At 66.8% G+C, this 17,265-nt stretch carries 19 protein-coding genes; 17 read left to right on the plus strand and 2 right to left on the minus strand.

Features of this window, described 5'->3' with window-relative positions:
* Positions 1-259: 259 nt before the first annotated feature.
* From rho to AWC18_RS04155, 16 genes are all read left to right on the plus strand, one after another.
* Positions 260-2,254 (plus strand): transcription termination factor Rho, encoded by a 1,995-nt coding sequence (gene rho / locus AWC18_RS04080; RefSeq protein WP_085137822.1) that lies wholly within the window; start codon positions 260-262, stop codon positions 2,252-2,254.
* Positions 2,255-2,484: 230 nt separating this feature from the next.
* Positions 2,485-2,730 carry a 50S ribosomal protein L31 gene (gene rpmE, locus AWC18_RS04085; RefSeq protein WP_064999481.1) on the plus strand — a complete coding sequence of 82 codons (246 nt, stop codon included), beginning with the start codon at positions 2,485-2,487 and terminating at the stop codon, positions 2,728-2,730.
* A 69-nt stretch (positions 2,731-2,799) separates the two neighbouring features.
* Entirely contained in the window at positions 2,800-3,876 is a 1,077-nt protein-coding gene (gene prfA, locus AWC18_RS04090) for a peptide chain release factor 1 (protein WP_085137824.1), read from the plus strand.
* Positions 3,873-4,730, plus strand: coding sequence for a peptide chain release factor N(5)-glutamine methyltransferase (gene prmC / locus AWC18_RS04095; protein WP_085137826.1), 858 nt, complete (start codon positions 3,873-3,875; stop codon positions 4,728-4,730). The genes prfA and prmC overlap by 4 nt, the downstream gene beginning before the upstream one ends.
* Positions 4,727-5,386: an L-threonylcarbamoyladenylate synthase gene (locus AWC18_RS04100; protein WP_085137828.1), complete on the plus strand. Its 660-nt coding sequence runs from the start codon at positions 4,727-4,729 to the stop codon at positions 5,384-5,386. Before prmC ends, AWC18_RS04100 begins: the two co-directional genes overlap by 4 nt.
* On the plus strand, positions 5,365-6,564 hold the full coding sequence (locus tag AWC18_RS04105) for a glycosyltransferase family 4 protein (RefSeq protein ID WP_085137837.1): 1,200 nt from the start codon (positions 5,365-5,367) through the stop codon (positions 6,562-6,564). Before AWC18_RS04100 ends, AWC18_RS04105 begins: the two co-directional genes overlap by 22 nt.
* 112 nt (positions 6,565-6,676) lie before the next feature.
* Positions 6,677-7,123 (plus strand): ATP synthase subunit I, encoded by a 447-nt coding sequence (locus AWC18_RS04110; RefSeq protein WP_064999485.1) that lies wholly within the window; start codon positions 6,677-6,679, stop codon positions 7,121-7,123.
* Positions 7,116-7,871, plus strand: a complete 756-nt coding sequence (gene atpB / locus AWC18_RS04115; RefSeq protein ID WP_024442339.1) for a F0F1 ATP synthase subunit A — start codon at positions 7,116-7,118, stop codon at positions 7,869-7,871. Before AWC18_RS04110 ends, atpB begins: the two co-directional genes overlap by 8 nt.
* 61 nt (positions 7,872-7,932) lie before the next feature.
* Positions 7,933-8,193, plus strand: coding sequence for a F0F1 ATP synthase subunit C (locus AWC18_RS04120; protein ID WP_019735417.1), 261 nt, complete (start codon positions 7,933-7,935; stop codon positions 8,191-8,193).
* A gap of 9 nt (positions 8,194-8,202) precedes the next feature.
* The gene (locus tag AWC18_RS04125) at positions 8,203-8,724 is read left to right on the plus strand and encodes a F0F1 ATP synthase subunit B (protein ID WP_064999486.1); all 522 of its coding nucleotides are present in this window, start codon (positions 8,203-8,205) and stop codon (positions 8,722-8,724) included.
* Positions 8,725-8,732: 8 nt separating this feature from the next.
* Positions 8,733-10,070 (plus strand): F0F1 ATP synthase subunit B/delta, encoded by a 1,338-nt coding sequence (locus AWC18_RS04130; RefSeq protein WP_085137831.1) that lies wholly within the window; start codon positions 8,733-8,735, stop codon positions 10,068-10,070.
* Between the two features lie 68 nt (positions 10,071-10,138).
* Positions 10,139-11,788, plus strand: coding sequence for a F0F1 ATP synthase subunit alpha (atpA, locus tag AWC18_RS04135; RefSeq protein WP_085137833.1), 1,650 nt, complete (start codon positions 10,139-10,141; stop codon positions 11,786-11,788).
* Between the two features lie 7 nt (positions 11,789-11,795).
* Positions 11,796-12,719, plus strand: coding sequence for a F0F1 ATP synthase subunit gamma (locus AWC18_RS04140; RefSeq protein ID WP_064999489.1), 924 nt, complete (start codon positions 11,796-11,798; stop codon positions 12,717-12,719).
* Positions 12,720-12,743: 24 nt separating this feature from the next.
* A complete protein-coding gene (atpD, locus tag AWC18_RS04145; protein ID WP_064999490.1) occupies positions 12,744-14,174 on the plus strand; it encodes a F0F1 ATP synthase subunit beta in 1,431 nt (476 codons plus the stop codon).
* 34 nt (positions 14,175-14,208) lie between these two features.
* A complete protein-coding gene (locus AWC18_RS04150; protein WP_076049765.1) occupies positions 14,209-14,574 on the plus strand; it encodes a F0F1 ATP synthase subunit epsilon in 366 nt (121 codons plus the stop codon).
* A 14-nt stretch (positions 14,575-14,588) separates the two neighbouring features.
* Positions 14,589-15,032 carry a DUF2550 domain-containing protein gene (locus AWC18_RS04155; protein ID WP_064999492.1) on the plus strand — a complete coding sequence of 148 codons (444 nt, stop codon included), beginning with the start codon at positions 14,589-14,591 and terminating at the stop codon, positions 15,030-15,032.
* Between the two features lie 16 nt (positions 15,033-15,048).
* Here AWC18_RS04155 and AWC18_RS04160 read toward each other — a convergent pair whose 3' ends face one another.
* Entirely contained in the window at positions 15,049-15,639 is a 591-nt protein-coding gene (locus AWC18_RS04160; RefSeq protein ID WP_076049766.1) for a cob(I)yrinic acid a,c-diamide adenosyltransferase, read from the minus strand.
* Between the two features lie 98 nt (positions 15,640-15,737).
* Here AWC18_RS04160 and murA point away from each other — a divergent pair, with 98 nt between their 5' ends.
* Positions 15,738-16,991: a UDP-N-acetylglucosamine 1-carboxyvinyltransferase gene (gene murA, locus AWC18_RS04165; protein WP_064999494.1), complete on the plus strand. Its 1,254-nt coding sequence runs from the start codon at positions 15,738-15,740 to the stop codon at positions 16,989-16,991.
* A gap of 83 nt (positions 16,992-17,074) precedes the next feature.
* On the opposite strand, the gene AWC18_RS21790 is transcribed toward murA, so the two are convergent.
* Positions 17,075-17,265, minus strand: a 191-nt coding sequence (locus AWC18_RS21790; RefSeq protein ID WP_207553404.1) for a hypothetical protein, incomplete at its 5' end; no start/stop codon positions are given.

The raw sequence follows: 17,265 nt of genomic DNA on the forward strand, positions 1-17,265 counted from the left end.
GCCGAAAGGCACCTGTTGCGTCTAGCACAGAAGCGGGTTATCCTCGGTCCCGTCCCGCATTCGCGGCATCAGCACCTGAATCAGACTCGATGTCAACCGGGATGCCACCAAATTCTTCCCGTATCCGACGGCTTGCGTTACGACGCCGCCAATACGGGCTACACCGTTACACAGTCGACGGTGACACGCACTCGGCGAGTCCGCTGAATGCAACCAAACCCCTCGCGTGAGAAAACCGACGAGGGAAGAAAGGAAATCCGTGACCGATACGGACCTCTTCACGGCTGAAGGCAGCACCGACCAGGAATCGTTGCCCACCCCCCCGAGCACTCCCGAGACCAGCCAGGACGTAGCCGCCGGCGGCAGTGACGCCGCGCCGTCCACTCCGGAGCCCGCCTCGGCGCCTGCCTCCGAGTCCGCTCCCGCCTCGGCGCCCGACAACGGTGCGCCGACCGCCGCCTTAGACAGTTCGCTGTCGGCGATGGTGCTGCCCGAACTGCGGGCACTGGCCAACCGCGTCGGCGTCAAGGGCTCTTCCGGGATGCGCAAGAGCGAGCTGATCGCCGCGATCCGCGAAGTCTCTGAAAACGGGGACAGCGGCGGCGACGCGTCCAGCGCGCAGCCCACCTCCGAGCAGCCGGCCGACGGCGCGGCCAACGGTGCCGAGGCCGCCCCGGCAGACGAAGCGGCCGCCTCCGAGGCACCGCGGCGCCGCGAGCGGCGTGGCGCCAGCCGCGCGACCGGCTCACCCGCCGCCGAGGCCGAGGCCGAGAAGCCCGCAGACCAGGACAAGCCCGCCGAGGCTGAGTCCCAGGGCGAGTCGCGCAAGCAGGGCCGAAACGACGACAAGGCCGACAAGGCCGACAAGGCTGAGCAGTCCGGCGGCCGCCGCGAGCGCGACGGCGGCGCCAAGGGCGAGTCCAAGGACGACGGCGGCGCGCAGTCCAAGAACGACGACCAAGGCGGCGACCAGTCCAACCGCGGCGGTGGCGACGACGACGAAGGACGCGGCGGCCGGCGAGGCCGGCGCTTCCGCGACCGGCGTCGCCGTGGCGAACGTGGCGGCGAAGGTGGCGGTGCCGGCGGCGACGCCGAGCTGCGCGAGGACGATGTCGTCCAGCCGGTCGCCGGCATCCTCGACGTGCTCGACAACTACGCGTTCGTGCGCACCTCGGGCTACCTGGCCGGACCCAACGACGTCTACGTCTCGATGAACATGGTCCGCAAGAACGGGCTGCGCCGCGGCGACGCGGTGACCGGCGCCGTGCGGGTGCCCCGCGATGGTGACCAGCCCAACCAGCGGCAGAAGTTCAACCCGCTGGTCCGGCTGGACTCGGTCAACGGCGGCCCTGTCGAAAATGCCCGCAATCGCCCCGAGTTCTCCAAGCTCACCCCGCTGTACCCGAACCAGCGGCTGCGGTTGGAGACCTCTTCGGAGAAGCTGACCACCCGCGTCATCGACCTGATCATGCCGATCGGCAAGGGGCAGCGCGCCCTGATCGTGTCGCCGCCCAAGGCCGGCAAGACCACGATCATGCAGGACATCGCCAACGCGATCACCCGCAACAACCCCGAGTGCCATTTGATGGTGGTGCTGGTCGACGAGCGTCCCGAAGAGGTCACCGACATGCAGCGCTCGGTCAAGGGTGAGGTCATCGCCTCGACCTTCGACCGGCCGCCGTCAGACCACACCCAGGCCGCCGAGTTGGCCATCGAGCGGGCCAAGCGCCTGGTCGAGCAGGGCAAAGACGTCGTCGTGCTGCTGGACTCGATCACCCGGCTCGGTCGTGCCTACAACAACGCCTCCCCGGCGTCGGGCCGCATCCTGTCCGGTGGTGTGGACTCCACCGCGCTCTACCCGCCCAAGCGGTTCCTGGGCGCGGCCCGCAACATCGAAGACGGCGGTTCGCTGACCATCATCGCCACCGCGATGGTGGAGACGGGCTCCACCGGTGACACGGTGATCTTCGAGGAGTTCAAGGGCACCGGTAACGCCGAGCTCAAGCTGGACCGCAAGATCGCCGAGCGCCGGGTGTTCCCGGCCGTGGACGTCAACCCGTCGGGCACCCGTAAGGACGAGCTGCTGCTCTCGCCGGACGAGTTCGCCATTGTGCACAAGCTGCGTCGACTGCTCTCCGGTCTGGATTCGCACCAGGCCATCGACCTGTTGATGAGTCAGCTGCGCAAGACCAAGAACAACTACGAATTCCTGGTGCAGGTGTCCAAGACCACGCCGGGAATGGACAACGACTGACACGCCGCCCAACGACTGAAATTGCGGTCAGGGTCGTGATTGCCGCGCGATGACAGCCCTAGCCGCAATCTCAGCGGGGTTTAGCACCCTCGGCGACTGCAGGAATGCGGGAGCCGCTCCCGGTGTTTTGGGGGAGTGGCAGCGTAGCTGGCATAATCGAAAACCTCAGGTTCCGGTTCACGTCCGCCCCAAGGCGGGCGACCCGGCGGCCGACGATTGAAGAGGACATCATGAAGACTGGCATTCACCCGGCCTACGTCGAGACCACCGTGGTCTGCGGTTGCGGCAACACCTTCACCACCCGCAGCACCAAGGAGAGCGGCCACATCGTGGTCGAGGTCTGCTCGCAGTGCCACCCGTTCTACACGGGTAAGCAGAAGATCCTCGACAGCGGCGGTCGTGTGGCGCGCTTCGAGAAGCGCTACGGCAAGCGCAACGCCGGTGGCGCTGCAGCTGCAGCAGCCGACGACAAGTAGCTCCCTCACCGACGCCCGGAACGTGCCAGCACGTCCGGGCGTCGGCTTGCGTTCGGGGATGGAGGTGAGATGACCCAAAGCATTCAGGGGATCGACGCCCTGCTGGCCGAGCACGCCGCCCTGGAAACGCAGCTGTCTGATCCCGAACTGCACAACGATCCGGCCGAGGCGCGTCGGGCCGGTCGGCGCTTCGCCCAGCTGGCGCCCATCATCGCCGCCCACCGCAAGCTCGAGTCGGCCCGTGGTGACCTCGAGGCCGCCCGGGAACTGGCCGCCGACGACGCGTCGTTCGCCGCGGAGGTCCCGGAGCTGGAGGCGCGCGTCGCCGAGCTGGACACCGCGCTCACCGACATGCTGGCGCCCCGCGACCCACACGATGCCGATGACATCGTGCTTGAGGTCAAGTCCGGCGAAGGCGGCGAGGAGTCGGCACTGTTCGCCGCCGACTTGGCCCGGATGTACATCCGCTATGCGGAACGCCAGGGCTGGAAGGTGACGATCCTCGACGAGACCACCTCTGACCTGGGTGGCTACAAGGACGCCACGCTGACCATCGCCAGCAGGGGCGACAGTCCCGACGGTGTGTGGTCGCGAATGAAGTTCGAAGGCGGCGTACACCGTGTGCAACGCGTGCCGGTGACCGAGTCTCAGGGCCGCGTCCACACCTCGGCGGCCGGCGTGCTGGTCTACCCGGAACCCGAAGAGGTCGGCGAGGTGGCCATCGACGAGTCGGATCTGCGCATCGACGTCTACCGGTCCTCCGGCAAGGGCGGCCAGGGCGTCAACACCACCGACTCGGCGGTGCGCATCACCCACCTGCCGACCGGGATCGTCGTCACCTGCCAGAACGAGCGCTCGCAGCTGCAGAACAAGGCCCGGGCATTGCAGGTCTTGGCGGCCCGGCTGCAGGCGCTTGCCGAGGAGCAGGCCCAGGCGGACGCCTCGGCCGACCGGGCCAGCCAGATCCGCACCGTGGACCGCAGTGAACGCATCCGCACCTACAACTTCCCGGAAAACCGGATCACCGACCACCGCATCGGCTACAAGGCGCACAACCTCGACCAGGTCCTCGACGGGGACCTCGATCCGATGTTCGACGCACTGGCAGCCGCCGATAAGGAATCCCGGTTACAGGGGACGGCGTGAGCCGCATACGGGACGCCATCGACTCCGCTGCAGCGCTTTTCGCTGATGCCGGGATTGACTCCGCCCGCTACGACGCCGAAGAGCTCGCCGCGCATGCAGCGGGCACCGATCGCGGCCGGCTGGCGCTGCTGGATCCCCCCGACGACGAATTCTTCGGCCGCTACCGGGAATTGGTCGCCGCACGCAGCTCCCGGATCCCGCTGCAGCACCTGATCGGCACTGCGGCGTTCGGCCCGGTGTTGCTGCAGGTGGGCCCGGGGGTCTTCATCCCGCGGCCGGAAACCGAAGCCCTGCTCGACTGGGTTCTGAAACAGGCTGCGGCCCAACCCCTCGGCTCAGATCCGGTGATCGTCGACGCCTGCACCGGTTCCGGTGCGCTCGCGATCGCGTTGTCCCGAAGCCTTCCCGGGGCTCGGGTTCTGGCGGTGGAGGACTCCGAGCCGGCATTGGACTACGCACGACGCAACTGCGCGGGTACCTCCGTGGAACTGATCCACGCCGACGTGACCACGCCCGGGCTGCTGGCAGAGCTCGACGGCCAAGTCGACCTGATGGTCAGCAACCCGCCCTACATCCCCGAGGGGGCGACGCTAGATCCCGAAGTGGCCCAGCATGATCCGGAGCACGCGCTGTTCGGCGGCCCGGACGGAATGTCGGTGATCACCCCACTGGCTCACCTCGCCGCGCGGCTGCTGCGTCCGGGTGGGCTGTTCGCCGTTGAACACGACGACACCACACCGACGACGACTGTCGACACTGTGCGGGATACTGGATTTTTCGACGATGTGGTGTCCCGGCCCGATCTGACGGGGCGGCTGCGATTCGTGACGGCGACCAGGAACGGTCAACAATGACTGAGGTTTTCGACTGCTCCGACGCCGACCGCCGCGCGGCCGGAATCGCGGCGGCCATCGACGCTGTGCGCGGTGGACGCCTGGTGGTGCTGCCGACGGACACGGTTTACGGGATCGGCGCCGATGCCTTCAACGCCGCCGGCGTGACCGCGCTGCTGGCGGCCAAGCGACGCGGCCGCGACATGCCGGTGGGCGTGCTGGTGGGCTCGTGGAACTCCATCGACGGGCTGGCCCTGATAGTGCCCGAATCCGCCCGGGAACTGATCCGCGCGTTCTGGCCGGGTGCGCTCAGCCTGATCGTCACCCAGGCCCCGTCATTGCAGTGGGACCTCGGCGAAGCCCGCGGCACTGTCATGGTGCGCATGCCGCTGCATCCGGTGGCCCTGGAGGTTCTCAAGGCCGTAGGCCCGATGGCGGTGTCCAGCGCCAACGTCTCCGGTGGGTCGCCGGCGGTCGAGGCCGCCGAGGCGCAGAGTCAGCTGGGGGAGTCCGTCGAGGTCTACCTCGACGCGGGCCGGGCCGAACAGGGCGCGGCGTCGACGATCGTGGACCTCACCGGCCCCGCGCCGCGGATCGTCCGCCCGGGGCCGGTCACCGCCGAACAGATCGGCGCGGTGCTGGGGCTGGATCCGGAATCCCTGACGGGGACAGCGTGACCACCAGCTTGCTGGCACTGGCCGACCGGGGTGCCGGCGTACCCCTGCGTGAGCTGGCGCTGGTCGGCTTGACCGCCGCGATCATCACCTACTTCACCACCGGTCCCGTGCGGTGGCTGGCCACCCGGATCGGCGCGGTCGCCTACCCGCGCGAACGCGATGTCCACGTCAAGCCCACACCGCGGATGGGCGGGCTGGCGATGTACGTCGGAATCGTCGCCGGAATCTTCCTGGCATCGCAGCTGCCGGCGCTGACCCGCGGCTTCGTCTATTCCACCGGCATGCCGGCGGTGGTGCTGGCGGGCGGCGTCATCATGGGAATCGGTCTGCTGGACGACAAGTGGGGCCTGGACGCGCTGACCAAATTCGCCGGCCAGATCACCGCGGCCAGCGTGCTGGTCACCATGGGCGTGGCCTGGAGTGTGCTCTACATTCCGATCGGCGGTGTCGGCACCGTGGTGCTCGATCAAGTGTCGTCGATCCTGCTCACCCTGGCGCTGACGGTCTCGATCGTCAACGCGATGAACTTCGTCGACGGCCTGGACGGGCTGGCTGCCGGCCTGGGACTGATCACCGCGCTGGCCATCTGCATGTTCTCCGTCGGTGTGCTGCAGGACCACGGCGGCGACGTGCTGTTCTACCCGCCGGCGTTGATCTCGGTGGTCCTCGCCGGGGCGTGCCTGGGCTTCCTGCCCCACAATTTCAGCCCCGCGAAGATTTTCATGGGCGACTCCGGCTCGATGCTGATCGGGCTGATGCTGGCGGCGGCGTCCACCACCGCGGCCGGGCCGATCTCGCAGACCGCCTACGGCGCGCGCGACGTCTTCGCGCTGCTGTCACCGTTCCTGTTGGTGGCGGCGGTGATGTGTGTGCCGGCACTGGACGTGCTGCTGGCGATCATCCGTCGCACTCGCGCCGGGCTCAGCCCGTTTAGCCCGGACAAGATGCACCTGCACCACCGGTTGCTGCAGATCGGCCACTCCGACCGCCGGGTGGTGCTGCTGATCTACTTGTGGACGGCGATCGTCGCGTTCGGGGCCGCCGGCACCATCTTCTTCGACCCGCGCTACACCGGTGCGGTGATGTTGGGTGCCATGCTCATCGCGATTGTCGTTACGCTCATCCCGTTGTTGCGCCGGGGAGGCGCCTCGGAAGACAGCCCCTACGACACGCGGTAGTAGGACCGTCTAGGATGGTGTTGTAGGTGGTTCCACGGCGCGTTCGGGCATCCGATACGCTCGGCGGGCGACTGCACGACAACGACGCGGCAGATTCAGATTGGGGTGAGCGGTGACGACACCAGCGCAAGATGCGCCGTTGGTGTTGCCGTCGGTGGTATTTCAGCCGATTCGGCTGTCACTGATCTGTGTGGCTCTGACCGCTGCTGCGATTGCCGCAGCCGCTCAATTCGGCCGACCGCTTTTCGGAGTGTTCTTCGGGCTGGGCCTGGCGCTCGGCCTGGGCAATGCACTGCTGATCCGCCGGTCTGCGCTGAAGATCACCGCCTCCGACCATCCGCTGAAGAAGAAGATGGCGCTGAACTCGGCGTCTCGTCTGCTGGTCATCAGCGTGATCGGCCTGGCGATCGCTTACCAGTTCCGTCCAGAGGGCCTCGGCGCGCTGTTCGGATTGGCCTTGTTCGAGGTAGTGCTGGTGCTGACCACCATGCTGCCAGTGGTAAAAAAGCTCCGCGCGCAAGCGGCAGAGTCCGGCGCTGAAGGGACGAAAAATGACTGAGTCGATCCTGGCTGAGGGGGCCATCGAGGTCGGCCACCACGAGACCGCGGTTTGGCCGCTGGTCGGCGAGGTCAACATCGACACCATCACCTCCACCGCGATCGCAGCGGTGATCGTGATCGCCCTGGCGCTCTTCCTGCGCGCCAAGGTCACCTCGACCGGCGTGCCCAGCGGCGTGCAGCTGTTCTTCGAAGCGATCACCATCCAGATGCGCAACCAGATCGAGGGTGCCATCGGGATGAAGATCGCCCCGTTCGTGCTGCCCCTGGCGGTGACGATCTTCGTCTTCATCCTGGTCTGTAACTGGCTGTCGGTGCTGCCGGTGCAGTACGCCGACGAGCACGGCATCCATGAGCTGATCACCTCGGCCGCCGGCGACATCAACTTCGTGCTGGCGCTGGCACTCTTCGTGTTCTGCGGCTACCACCTGGCCGGGTTCTGGCGCCGCGGATTCCTCGGCCACCCGCTGCGGCTGCTCAAGGGCCACGTCGCGGTCCTGGCGCCGATCAACCTGGTCGAAGAGGTCGCCAAGCCGGTCTCGCTGTCTCTGCGTCTGTTCGGCAACATCTTCGCCGGCGGCATCCTGGTCAGCCTGATCGCGTTGCTCGGGCCCTACTTCATGGTCGCGCCGAACGCGATCTGGAAGACCTTCGACCTGTTCGTCGGCCTGATCCAGGCGTTCATCTTCGCGCTGCTGACCATCCTGTACTTCAGCCAGGCCATGGAGCTCGAAGAAGACCACCACTAGTAATACCTGCACGACCACATCAGACCTGGTAGAGCACTACCAGCTAGCAAGGAGGAATGAAATGGCAGATCCCAATCTGATCGGACTTGGTGCCCTCATCGGCGGCGGTCTCATCATGGGCGGCGGTGCCATCGGCGCCGGTATCGGTGACGGTATCGCCGGTAACGCTCTGATCGCCGGTATCGCCCGTCAGCCCGAAGCGCAGGGTCGCCTGTTCACCCCGTTCTTCATCACGGTTGGTCTGGTCGAGGCGGCCTACTTCATCAACCTGGCCTTCATGGCGTTGTTCGTCTTCGCCACCCCGATCGCCGCACAGCAGTAAACGCACAAGATGGGTGACATGAGCGTTGCTGTCCTCGCGTTGAGCGAGGCGGCTGAGGAAGGCCCGCAGAAGAGCTTCCTCATTCCCGACGGCACCTTCTTTGTCGTGCTCGCGATCTTCGTGGTCGTGCTCGGCGTGATCAGTACCTTCGTGGTGCCGCCGATCATGAAGGTGCTGCGGGAGCGCGAGAACATGGTCACCAAGACGCTCGCCGACAATCGGGAGTCCGCCGAGCAGTTCGCGGCCGCCGAAGCCGATTACGAGAAGCAGATGGCGGCGGCGCGCCTTGAGGCCAGCACGGCACGCGACGAAGCTCGTGCCGAGGGGCGCAAGGTGATCGACGAGCAGCGGTCGGCGGCCGAGGCGGAGGTGGCCTCGACATTGCAGGCCGCCACCGACAAGCTCAAGCAAGAAGGCGATGCGGTGAGTGAGCAGCTGCAGGCCCGGGTGGAGACGCTGTCTGCCACCTTGGCCAGCCGGATCCTCGGCGTTGAGGTCGAGGCACTTTCCGCGGCGAGTACGGGGCGGTAGCAACAGAGATGTCGATTTTCATCGGGCAGCTGGTCGGCTTTGCGATCATCGTGTGGCTGCTGGTCAAGTTCGTCGTGCCACCGGTGCGCAAGCTGATGGCCGACCAGCAGGAGTCGGTGCGCAGGCAGCTGGAGGAGGCGGCAGAAGCCGCCGCTCGTCTGGCCGAGGCCGGTCAGGCGCACTCCACGGCACTGGCCAACGCCGCCGCCGAAGCGGAGCGGGTCACCGCGGAAGCCCGCACGGATGCCGAGCGGATCGCCGAGCAGCTGCGCAGCCAGGCCGGTGTCGAAGCCGAGCGGGTTAAGGCCACCGGCGGACAGCAGGCGGGGCTCCTGCGGGCGCAACTCATCCGTGAGCTGCGATCCGGTTTGGGCGCCGAAGCTGTGCAGCGGGCGGGCGATCTGGTTCGCGCGCACGTCGCCGACCCGCAGCGGCAGGCCGCCACTGTGGACCGGTTCCTCGACGAGCTCGACGCCATGGCGCCGAAGTCCGTCGAGGTCGAATCGCCCATCCTGGCCCGGCTGCGTTCGGCCAGCCGTCAGGCGCTGGCCGGTGTGCTGGACAAGTTCGGCGAGGCGGCCGGTGGCCTGGACCAGCAGGGCCTGGCCACGCTGGCCGACGACCTGACCGCGGTCGCCGAGCTGCTCCAGCGCGAGAGCGTGGTCACCCGGCATCTGACCGTGCCGACCGATGACGCCGCACCCAAGGTGCGTCTGGTGCAGCGACTGTTCGCCGACAAGATCGGTGCCGGCGCACTGACGCTGGTGACCGACGCCGCGTCCGCCCGGTGGTCGAACGGCGAGGACCTGGTCACCGCCATCGAGCATGTCGCCCGGCAGGCGCTGCTGCTGTCGGCGGAGAGCGCGGGCACCGTCGACGAGGTGGAGGACCAGCTGTTCCGGTTCTCCCGCGTGCTGGAAGCACAGCCCCGCCTGGACGTCCTGCTCGGTGACACCGAGAGCCCGGCCGCAGCTCGGGTCGGGTTGCTGCGCAATGTCGTGGGCGGTGGCAGTGGTGCCAACCCGATCACGGTGGCGCTGCTCGAGCAGACCGTACGACTGCTGCGTGGCCAGTCGGCACATCAGGCGATCGCCGAGCTTGCGCAGATCGCAGTGGCACGGCGCGGCGAGCTGGTGGCACACGTCGGTGCGGCGGCCGAGCTCAGCGAGGCCCAGCTCACCCGGCTGAACAGCATTCTGAGCCGGATCTACAGCCACCCGGTCCGCGTGCAGGTCGGCATCGATCCGGCACTGCTGGGCGGGCTGACGATCTCGGTCGGCGACGAGGTGATCGACGGCGCGCTGTCGTCGCGTCTCGCCGCAGCCAAGACGCAATTGCCCGACTGACAAGACCTACCCAGACCTACCAGGTCTCAGAGCCCACAACCCATTCGAAGGCAGGAAGACGAAAAGCCATGGCAGAGTTGACAATCTCCTCTGACGACATTCAGGGGGCGATCGAGGAGTACGTGAGCTCCTTCAGCGCCGACACCGCGCGCGAGGAGGTCGGCACCGTCATCGACGCCGGCGACGGCATCGCACACGTCGAGGGCCTGCCTTCGGTGATGACCCAGGAGCTCCTCGAGTTCCCCGGCGGGGTGCTGGGTGTGGCCCTGAACCTCGACGAGCACAGCGTCGGTGCGGTCATCCTGGGCGAATTCGAGCACATTGAACAGGGCCAGCAGGTCAAGCGCACCGGTGAGGTGCTCTCGGTGCCCGTCGGTGACGGCTTCCTCGGCCGCGTCGTCAACCCGCTGGGCCAGCCCATCGACGCCCGCGGCGAGATCGAAGCCGAGACCCGTCGTCCGCTGGAGATGCAGGCCCCCTCGGTGGTTCAGCGTCAGAGCGTCAGCGAGCCGCTGCAGACCGGCGTCAAGGCCGTCGACGCCATGACCCCGATCGGCCGCGGCCAGCGCCAGCTCATCATCGGCGACCGCAAGACCGGCAAGACCGCGCTGTGTGTGGACACGATCCTCAACCAGCGCAAGAACTGGGAGACCGGCGACCCGAACCAGCAGGTTCGCTGTGTCTACGTCGCGATCGGCCAGAAGGGCACCACCATCGCCAGCGTGCGTCGTGCGCTGGAAGAGGGCGGCGCCATGGACTACACCACGATCGTCGCCGCTCCGGCATCAGACTCCGCCGGTTTCAAGTGGTTGGCTCCCTACACCGGCTCGGCTATCGCCCAGCACTGGATGTACGCGGGCAAGCACGTGCTGATCGTGTTCGACGACCTGACCAAGCAGGCCGAGGCCTACCGCGCCATCTCGCTGCTGCTGCGTCGCCCGCCGGGCCGCGAGGCATACCCGGGTGACGTTTTCTACCTGCACTCCCGTCTGCTGGAGCGCTGCGCGAAGCTCTCCGACGAGCTGGGTGGCGGTTCGCTGACCGGCCTGCCGATCATCGAGACCAAGGCCAACGACATCTCGGCCTACATCCCGACCAACGTCATCTCGATCACCGACGGCCAGTGCTTCCTGGAGAGCGACCTGTTCAACCAGGGCGTCCGTCCGGCCATCAACGTCGGTGTGTCGGTGTCCCGCGTCGGTGGCGCCGCCCAGATCAAGGCCATGAAGGAAGTGGCCGGCTCGTTGCGTCTGGACCTGTCCCAGTACCGCGAGTTGGAGGCCTTCGCCGCCTTCGCCTCCGACCTGGACGCCACCAGCAAGGCTCAGCTGGAGCGTGGTGCACGCCTGGTGGAGCTGCTCAAGCAGCCCCAGTACGCCCCGCTGCCCGTCGAGGAGCAGGTGGTCTCGATCTTCCTCGGTACCGAAGGTCACCTGGACTCGGTGCCGGTCGAGGACGTGGCACGCTTCGAGTCCGAGCTGCTGGACCACATCCGGGCTTCGGAGAACGACCTTCTGGCCGGAATCCGCGAGTCCAAGAAGCTCTCCGACGAGGCCAGCGAGAAGCTGGTTGAGGTGATCAACCAGTTCAAGAAGGGCTTCGCCGCCTCGGACGGCAGCTCAGTGGTTCCCGACGAGCACGTCGAGGCGCTGGACGAGGACAAGCTCGGCAAGGAAGCGGTGCAGGTCCGCAAGCCCGCGCCGGCGAAGAAGAAGTAACGCCGCTATGGCTGCCACACTTCGCGAACTACGCGGGCGAATCCGCTCAGCCGGGTCGATCAAGAAGATCACCAAGGCCCAGGAGCTGATCGCCACCTCGCGTATCGGCCGGGCTCAGAACCGGCTGGAAACGGCACGGCCGTACGCCGTCGAGATCACCCGGTTGCTCACCACCCTGGCCGCCGAGGCGGCCCTGGACCACCCGTTGCTGGTTGAGCGCAGCGAACCCAAGCGGGCGGGTGTCCTGGTGGTGTCGTCCGACCGTGGTCTGTGTGGCGGCTACAACGCCAACGTCTTCCGTCGGGCAGAGGAGCTGTTCTCGCTGCTGCGCTCGGAGGGCAAGGACCCGGTTCTCTACGTCGTGGGCCGCAAGGCGCTGGCCTACTACTCGTTCCGGAACTGGACAGTCACCGACTCCTGGACCGGTTTCTCCGAGCAGCCGACGTACGAGAACGCCGCCACGATCGCCTCGACTCTGGTGGAGGCATTCCTGGCCGGCGTCGACGACGACGGCGACTACCCGGGCACCGACGGGGTCCTGGGTGTCGACGAGTTGCACATCGTGTCCACCGACTTCCGCTCGATGCTGTCGCAGTCGGCGGAGGCGCGTCGGATCGCCCCGATGCTGGTGGAGTACGTGGGAGAAGAGACCGGTCCGAAGACGCTCTACTCCTTCGAGCCGGATGCCACCACGCTGTTCGACTCGCTGCTGCCGCGGTATCTGACCACCCGCGTGTTTGCCGCGCTGCTCGACTCGGCGGCCTCGGAGCTGGCTTCGCGCCAGCGCGCCATGAAGTCGGCGACCGACAACGCCGACGACTTGATCAAAGCGTTGACCCTTGAGGCCAACCGTGAGCGCCAGGCTCAGATCACCCAGGAAATCAGCGAAATCGTTGGCGGTGCGAATGCCCTCGCCGACGCCGCCCGGTAAGTCCCCAAGGAAGCGAAGAAGATAATGACTGTTACCGCTGACAAGACAACCGCCGGCCGCGTGGTGCGCGTAACCGGCCCCGTCGTCGACGTCGAGTTCCCCCGGGGCGCGGTGCCCGAGCTGTTCAACGCTCTGCACGCTGAGATCGGCTTCTCGGAGCTGGCCAAGACGCTGACCCTCGAGGTCGCCCAGCACCTGGGTGACAACCTGGTCCGCACCATCTCGATGCAGCCCACCGACGGCCTGGTGCGTGGCACCGAGGTCACCGACACCGGCGCCGCCATCTCGGTGCCGGTCGGTCACGAGGTCAAGGGCCACGTGTTCAACGCCCTGGGCCACTGCCTGGACAAGCCGGGCTACGGCGAGGACTTCGAGCACTGGGGCATCCACCGCAAGCCCCCGGCCTTCAACGAGCTGGAACCGCGCACCGAGATGCTCGAGACCGGTCTGAAGGTCGTTGACCTGCTCACCCCGTACGTGCGTGGCGGCAAGATCGCCCTGTTCGGTGGTGCCGGCGTGGGCAAGACCGTGCTCATCCAGGAGATGATCAACCGTATCGCCCGCAACTTCGGTGGCACCTCGGTGTTCGCCGGCGTGGGTGAGCGCACCCGTGAGGGCAACGACCTGTGGGTCGAGCTCGAGGACGCCAACGTGCTCAAGGACACCGCCCTGGTGTTCGGTCAGATGGACGAGCCGCCGGGCACCCGTATGCGCGTGGCCCTGTCGGCCCTGACGATGGCCGAGTGGTTCCGCGACGAGGCGGGCCAGGACGTGCTGCTGTTCATCGACAACATCTTCCGGTTCACCCAGGCCGGCTCCGAGGTTTCGACCCTGCTGGGCCGCATGCCGTCGGCCGTGGGTTACCAGCCCACGCTGGCCGACGAGATGGGTGAGCTGCAGGAGCGGATCACCTCGACCCGTGGCCGGTCCATCACCTCGATGCAGGCCGTGTACGTGCCCGCCGACGACTACACCGACCCGGCGCCGGCGACCACGTTCGCGCACCTGGACGCCACCACCGAGCTGTCCCGTGCGGTGTTCTCCAAGGGCATCTTCCCGGCGGTGGACCCGCTGGCCTCCAGCTCGACCATCCTGGACCCGGCCATCGTCGGTGAAGACCACTACCGGGTCGCCCAGGAGGTCATCCGGATCCTGCAGCGTTACAAGGACCTGCAGGACATCATCGCCATCCTCGGTATCGACGAGCTGTCCGAAGAGGACAAGCAGCTGGTCGGCCGGGCGCGCCGTATCGAGCGGTTCCTGAGCCAGAACATGATGGCCGCCGAGCAGTTCACCGGCCAGCCGGGCTCGACGGTGCCGCTGAAGGAGACCATCGAGGCGTTTGACCGCTTGACCAAGGGTGACTTCGACCACCTGCCGGAGCAGGCGTTCTTCCTGATCGGTGGCCTCGACGACCTGGCCAAGAAGGCCGAGAGCCTGGGCGCCAAGCTGTGACCCGGAATCTTCTGGCGGCGAAAGGTGGTGGGTAATGGCAGAGCTTGACGTCGACATCGTTGCGGTCGACCGCAAGGTGTGGTCGGGCAAGGCCTCGTTCATCTTCACCCGGACCACCGTCGGTGAGATCGGCATCCTGCCGGGGCATATCCCGGTGGTTGCCGAGCTCGTCGATGACGCCGTGGTGCGGGTGGATCGTGTCGAGGAGGGTGAGCTGCGGCTCGCCGTGCACGGCGGTTTCCTGTCGGTGACCGAGCAGGGTGTCAGCATCCTGGCCGAGGCAGTTGACTTCGAAGCAGAGATCGACGAAGCAACCGCGCGGCACGAGGCCCAGTCCAGCGACCCGAAGACGGCCGCACAGGGACGGGCCAGGCTGCGCGCCCTGGGTGTGATCGACTAATAAGGCTTGAACCGATGAGCACGCCCATGATCGTTATGGTCGTGCTCGTCGCCGTTCTCCTGAGCGCTGTCGTTGCGCTGAGCTATCGGCTGTGGAAGCTGCGCCAAGGTGGCACCGCCGCGATCATGCGCGACCTGCCGGCGGTGGGCGGCCATGGCTGGCGCCACGGTGTGGTCCGCTATCGAGGCGGGGAAGCGGCCTTTTACCGACTGTCCAGCGTGCGGCTGTGGCCGGATCGCCGGCTGTCCCGTCGCGGCGTGGACGTGGTGGCACGGCGCGCGCCACGCGGCGATGAGTTCGACATCATGACCGACGAGATCGTGGTGCTCGAACTGCGTGATACCACCCAGGACCGCCGGGCCGGCTTCGAGATAGCGCTGGACCGCGGCGCGCGGACCGCTTTCCTGTCATGGCTGGAGGCACGCCCGTCACCACGGGCCAAGCGTCAGAGTTACTGACCGCCGTTGTCGCCGACTACTTTTCGGGACTGTCGGTGCGTTCGCCGCCGGGCTTCCAGAGCACGTCACCATCGGCATTTGCCACGCGACACAAGACAAACATCAAGTCCGACAACCGATTCAGATACTTCGCCGGCAGCACCGACACCCCGTCCGGATATGCATCGAGTGCCGCCCAGGCCGAGCGCTCGGCCCGCCGTACCGCGGTTCGGGCGACGTGGAGCAGTGCCGAGAGCGGCGAGCCGCCCGGCAGGATGAACGAGTTGAGCGGCGCCAGCTGCTCGTTGTAGTGATCACACCACGCCTCCACCCGATCGACGTAGTCGGCGGTGATCCGCAGCGGCGGGTACTTCGGATTCTCGGCGACCGGCGTCGCCAGATCCGCGCCCGCGTCGAACAGGTCGTTCTGGATGCGCAGCAGTGTGGCGCGCACCGCCTCATCGGGTTCGCCCAGCGCGATCGCGACACCGATCGCGGCGTTGGCCTCTTCGACATCGGCATAGGCCACCAGTCGCGGATCGGTCTTGGGTACGCGAGAGAAGTCGCTGAGCCCGGTCGTTCCGTCGTCGCCGGTACGGGTGTAAACGCGAGTGATGTGCACTGCCATGGCTCAAACTGTACCGGGGTAGACGACGCCGCGATCCTCGCTTCGGCAGGAGTGCAGATTGGTCGGACAGGCCCCGTGTCGTCATTACACTGACGCGAGTGGGAGAGCGTTTTGTGGTTACCGGGGGCAACCGACTGTCCGGTGAGGTCGCCGTCGGTGGCGCTAAGAACAGCGTCCTGAAGCTGATGGCGGCGGCCTTGTTGGCTGAGGGCACCAGCACCATTACCAACTGCCCGGACATTTTGGACGTTCCGCTGATGGCCGAGGTGCTGCGCGGGCTGGGCGCCAATGTCGAGCTCGAAGGCACCACGGTGCGCATCACCTCACCTGACGAACCCAAGTACGACGCGGACTTCGCCGCGGTGCGCCAGTTCCGGGCCTCGGTCTGTGTGCTGGGCCCCCTGGTGGGCCGGTGCCTGAAGGCCAAAGTCGCACTACCGGGTGGCGACGCGATCGGCTCGCGCCCGCTCGATATGCACCAGGCCGGCCTGCGCCAGCTGGGTGCCACCTGCAATATCGAGCACGGATGCGTGGTCGCGCACGCCGAGAAGCTGCGCGGCGCCGAGATCCAGCTGGAATTCCCGTCGGTGGGCGCCACCGAGAACATCCTGATGGCGGCGGTCCTGGCCGAGGGTGTGACGACCATCCACAACGCGGCACGTGAACCCGATGTCGCGGATCTGTGCACGATGCTCAACCAGATGGGCGCCCAGATCGAAGGAGCCGGCTCCCCGACGCTGAAGATCACCGGGGTACCGCGGCTGTATCCCACCGAGCACGAAGTGATCGGTGACCGGATTGTGGCCGCGACCTGGGCGATTGCCGCGGTGATGACCCGCGGGGACATCTCGGTGACCGGTGTGGACCCGGCTCACCTTCAGCTCGTGCTGCACAAGCTGCACGACGCGGGGGCGACCATCACCCAGTCCGACAACGGCTTCCGGGTGGTGCAATACGAGCGCCCCAAGGCCGTCAATGTCGCGACCTTGCCGTTTCCGGGGTTCCCCACTGACCTGCAGCCGATGGCGATCGGGCTCGCGGCGATCGCCGACGGCACGTCCATGATCACCGAGAACGTATTCGAAGCCCGATTCCGGTTTGTCGAGGAGATGATCCGCCTGGGTGCCGACGCACGGACCGACGGACACCATGCGGTGGTGCGCGGTCTGCCGCAGCTCTCCAGCGCACCGGTATGGGCCTCCGACATCCGGGCTGGAGCCGGCTTGGTCCTTGCGGGCCTGGTCGCAGACGGTGAGACCGAGGTCCACGACGTCTATCACATCGATCGCGGGTACCCGATGTTCGTGGAGTATCTAGGCGATTTGGGTGCTGAGATAGAACGTGTAATATAGGACGAGCCGGAGGGACGCGGACCGCGGGACTACCGGCAAAGTCTGGAAGTCCTTCCGGAAGCCCCGAAAATCTCGGAGTTGACTCAACTCCGAAAACCGAGTACAGTGGCGGGGTTGCCTGAAGCCAGGCGGCCTGTTGTTTGAGAACTCAATAGTGTGTTTGGTGGTTTTTGTTTGTTGTTGTTTTTGCCATGCCTTCGGCGCCCCGTGTTGGGGGTGTGGCGTTTTTTTGATGTCAGTTTTTGACTGATGTTTTGGGATTGTTTCCAAATGG

The organism is Mycolicibacter nonchromogenicus (assembly GCF_002101775.1).
In the GTDB taxonomy this organism is placed as follows: Bacteria; Actinomycetota; Actinomycetes; order Mycobacteriales; family Mycobacteriaceae; genus Mycobacterium; species Mycobacterium nonchromogenicum.

Excerpts from the sequence above, each read along its gene's own strand:
- AWC18_RS04130 (WP_085137831.1), top strand. The coding sequence starts at position 8,733 with ATGTCGATTTTCATCGGGCAGCTGGTCGGCTTTGCGATCATCGTGTGG.
- AWC18_RS04160 (WP_076049766.1), bottom strand. The coding sequence starts at position 15,639 with ATGGCAGTGCACATCACTCGCGTTTACACCCGTACCGGCGACGACGGA.
- rpmE (WP_064999481.1), top strand. The coding sequence starts at position 2,485 with ATGAAGACTGGCATTCACCCGGCCTACGTCGAGACCACCGTGGTCTGC.
- atpB (WP_024442339.1), top strand. The coding sequence starts at position 7,116 with ATGACTGAGTCGATCCTGGCTGAGGGGGCCATCGAGGTCGGCCACCAC.
- prfA (WP_085137824.1), top strand. The coding sequence starts at position 2,800 with ATGACCCAAAGCATTCAGGGGATCGACGCCCTGCTGGCCGAGCACGCC.
- AWC18_RS04140 (WP_064999489.1), top strand. The coding sequence starts at position 11,796 with ATGGCTGCCACACTTCGCGAACTACGCGGGCGAATCCGCTCAGCCGGG.
- AWC18_RS04125 (WP_064999486.1), top strand. The coding sequence starts at position 8,203 with ATGGGTGACATGAGCGTTGCTGTCCTCGCGTTGAGCGAGGCGGCTGAG.
- atpD (WP_064999490.1), top strand. The coding sequence starts at position 12,744 with ATGACTGTTACCGCTGACAAGACAACCGCCGGCCGCGTGGTGCGCGTA.
- atpA (WP_085137833.1), top strand. The coding sequence starts at position 10,139 with ATGGCAGAGTTGACAATCTCCTCTGACGACATTCAGGGGGCGATCGAG.
- AWC18_RS04120 (WP_019735417.1), top strand. The coding sequence starts at position 7,933 with ATGGCAGATCCCAATCTGATCGGACTTGGTGCCCTCATCGGCGGCGGT.
- AWC18_RS04150 (WP_076049765.1), top strand. The coding sequence starts at position 14,209 with ATGGCAGAGCTTGACGTCGACATCGTTGCGGTCGACCGCAAGGTGTGG.
- AWC18_RS04155 (WP_064999492.1), top strand. The coding sequence starts at position 14,589 with ATGAGCACGCCCATGATCGTTATGGTCGTGCTCGTCGCCGTTCTCCTG.
- AWC18_RS04100 (WP_085137828.1), top strand. The coding sequence starts at position 4,727 with ATGACTGAGGTTTTCGACTGCTCCGACGCCGACCGCCGCGCGGCCGGA.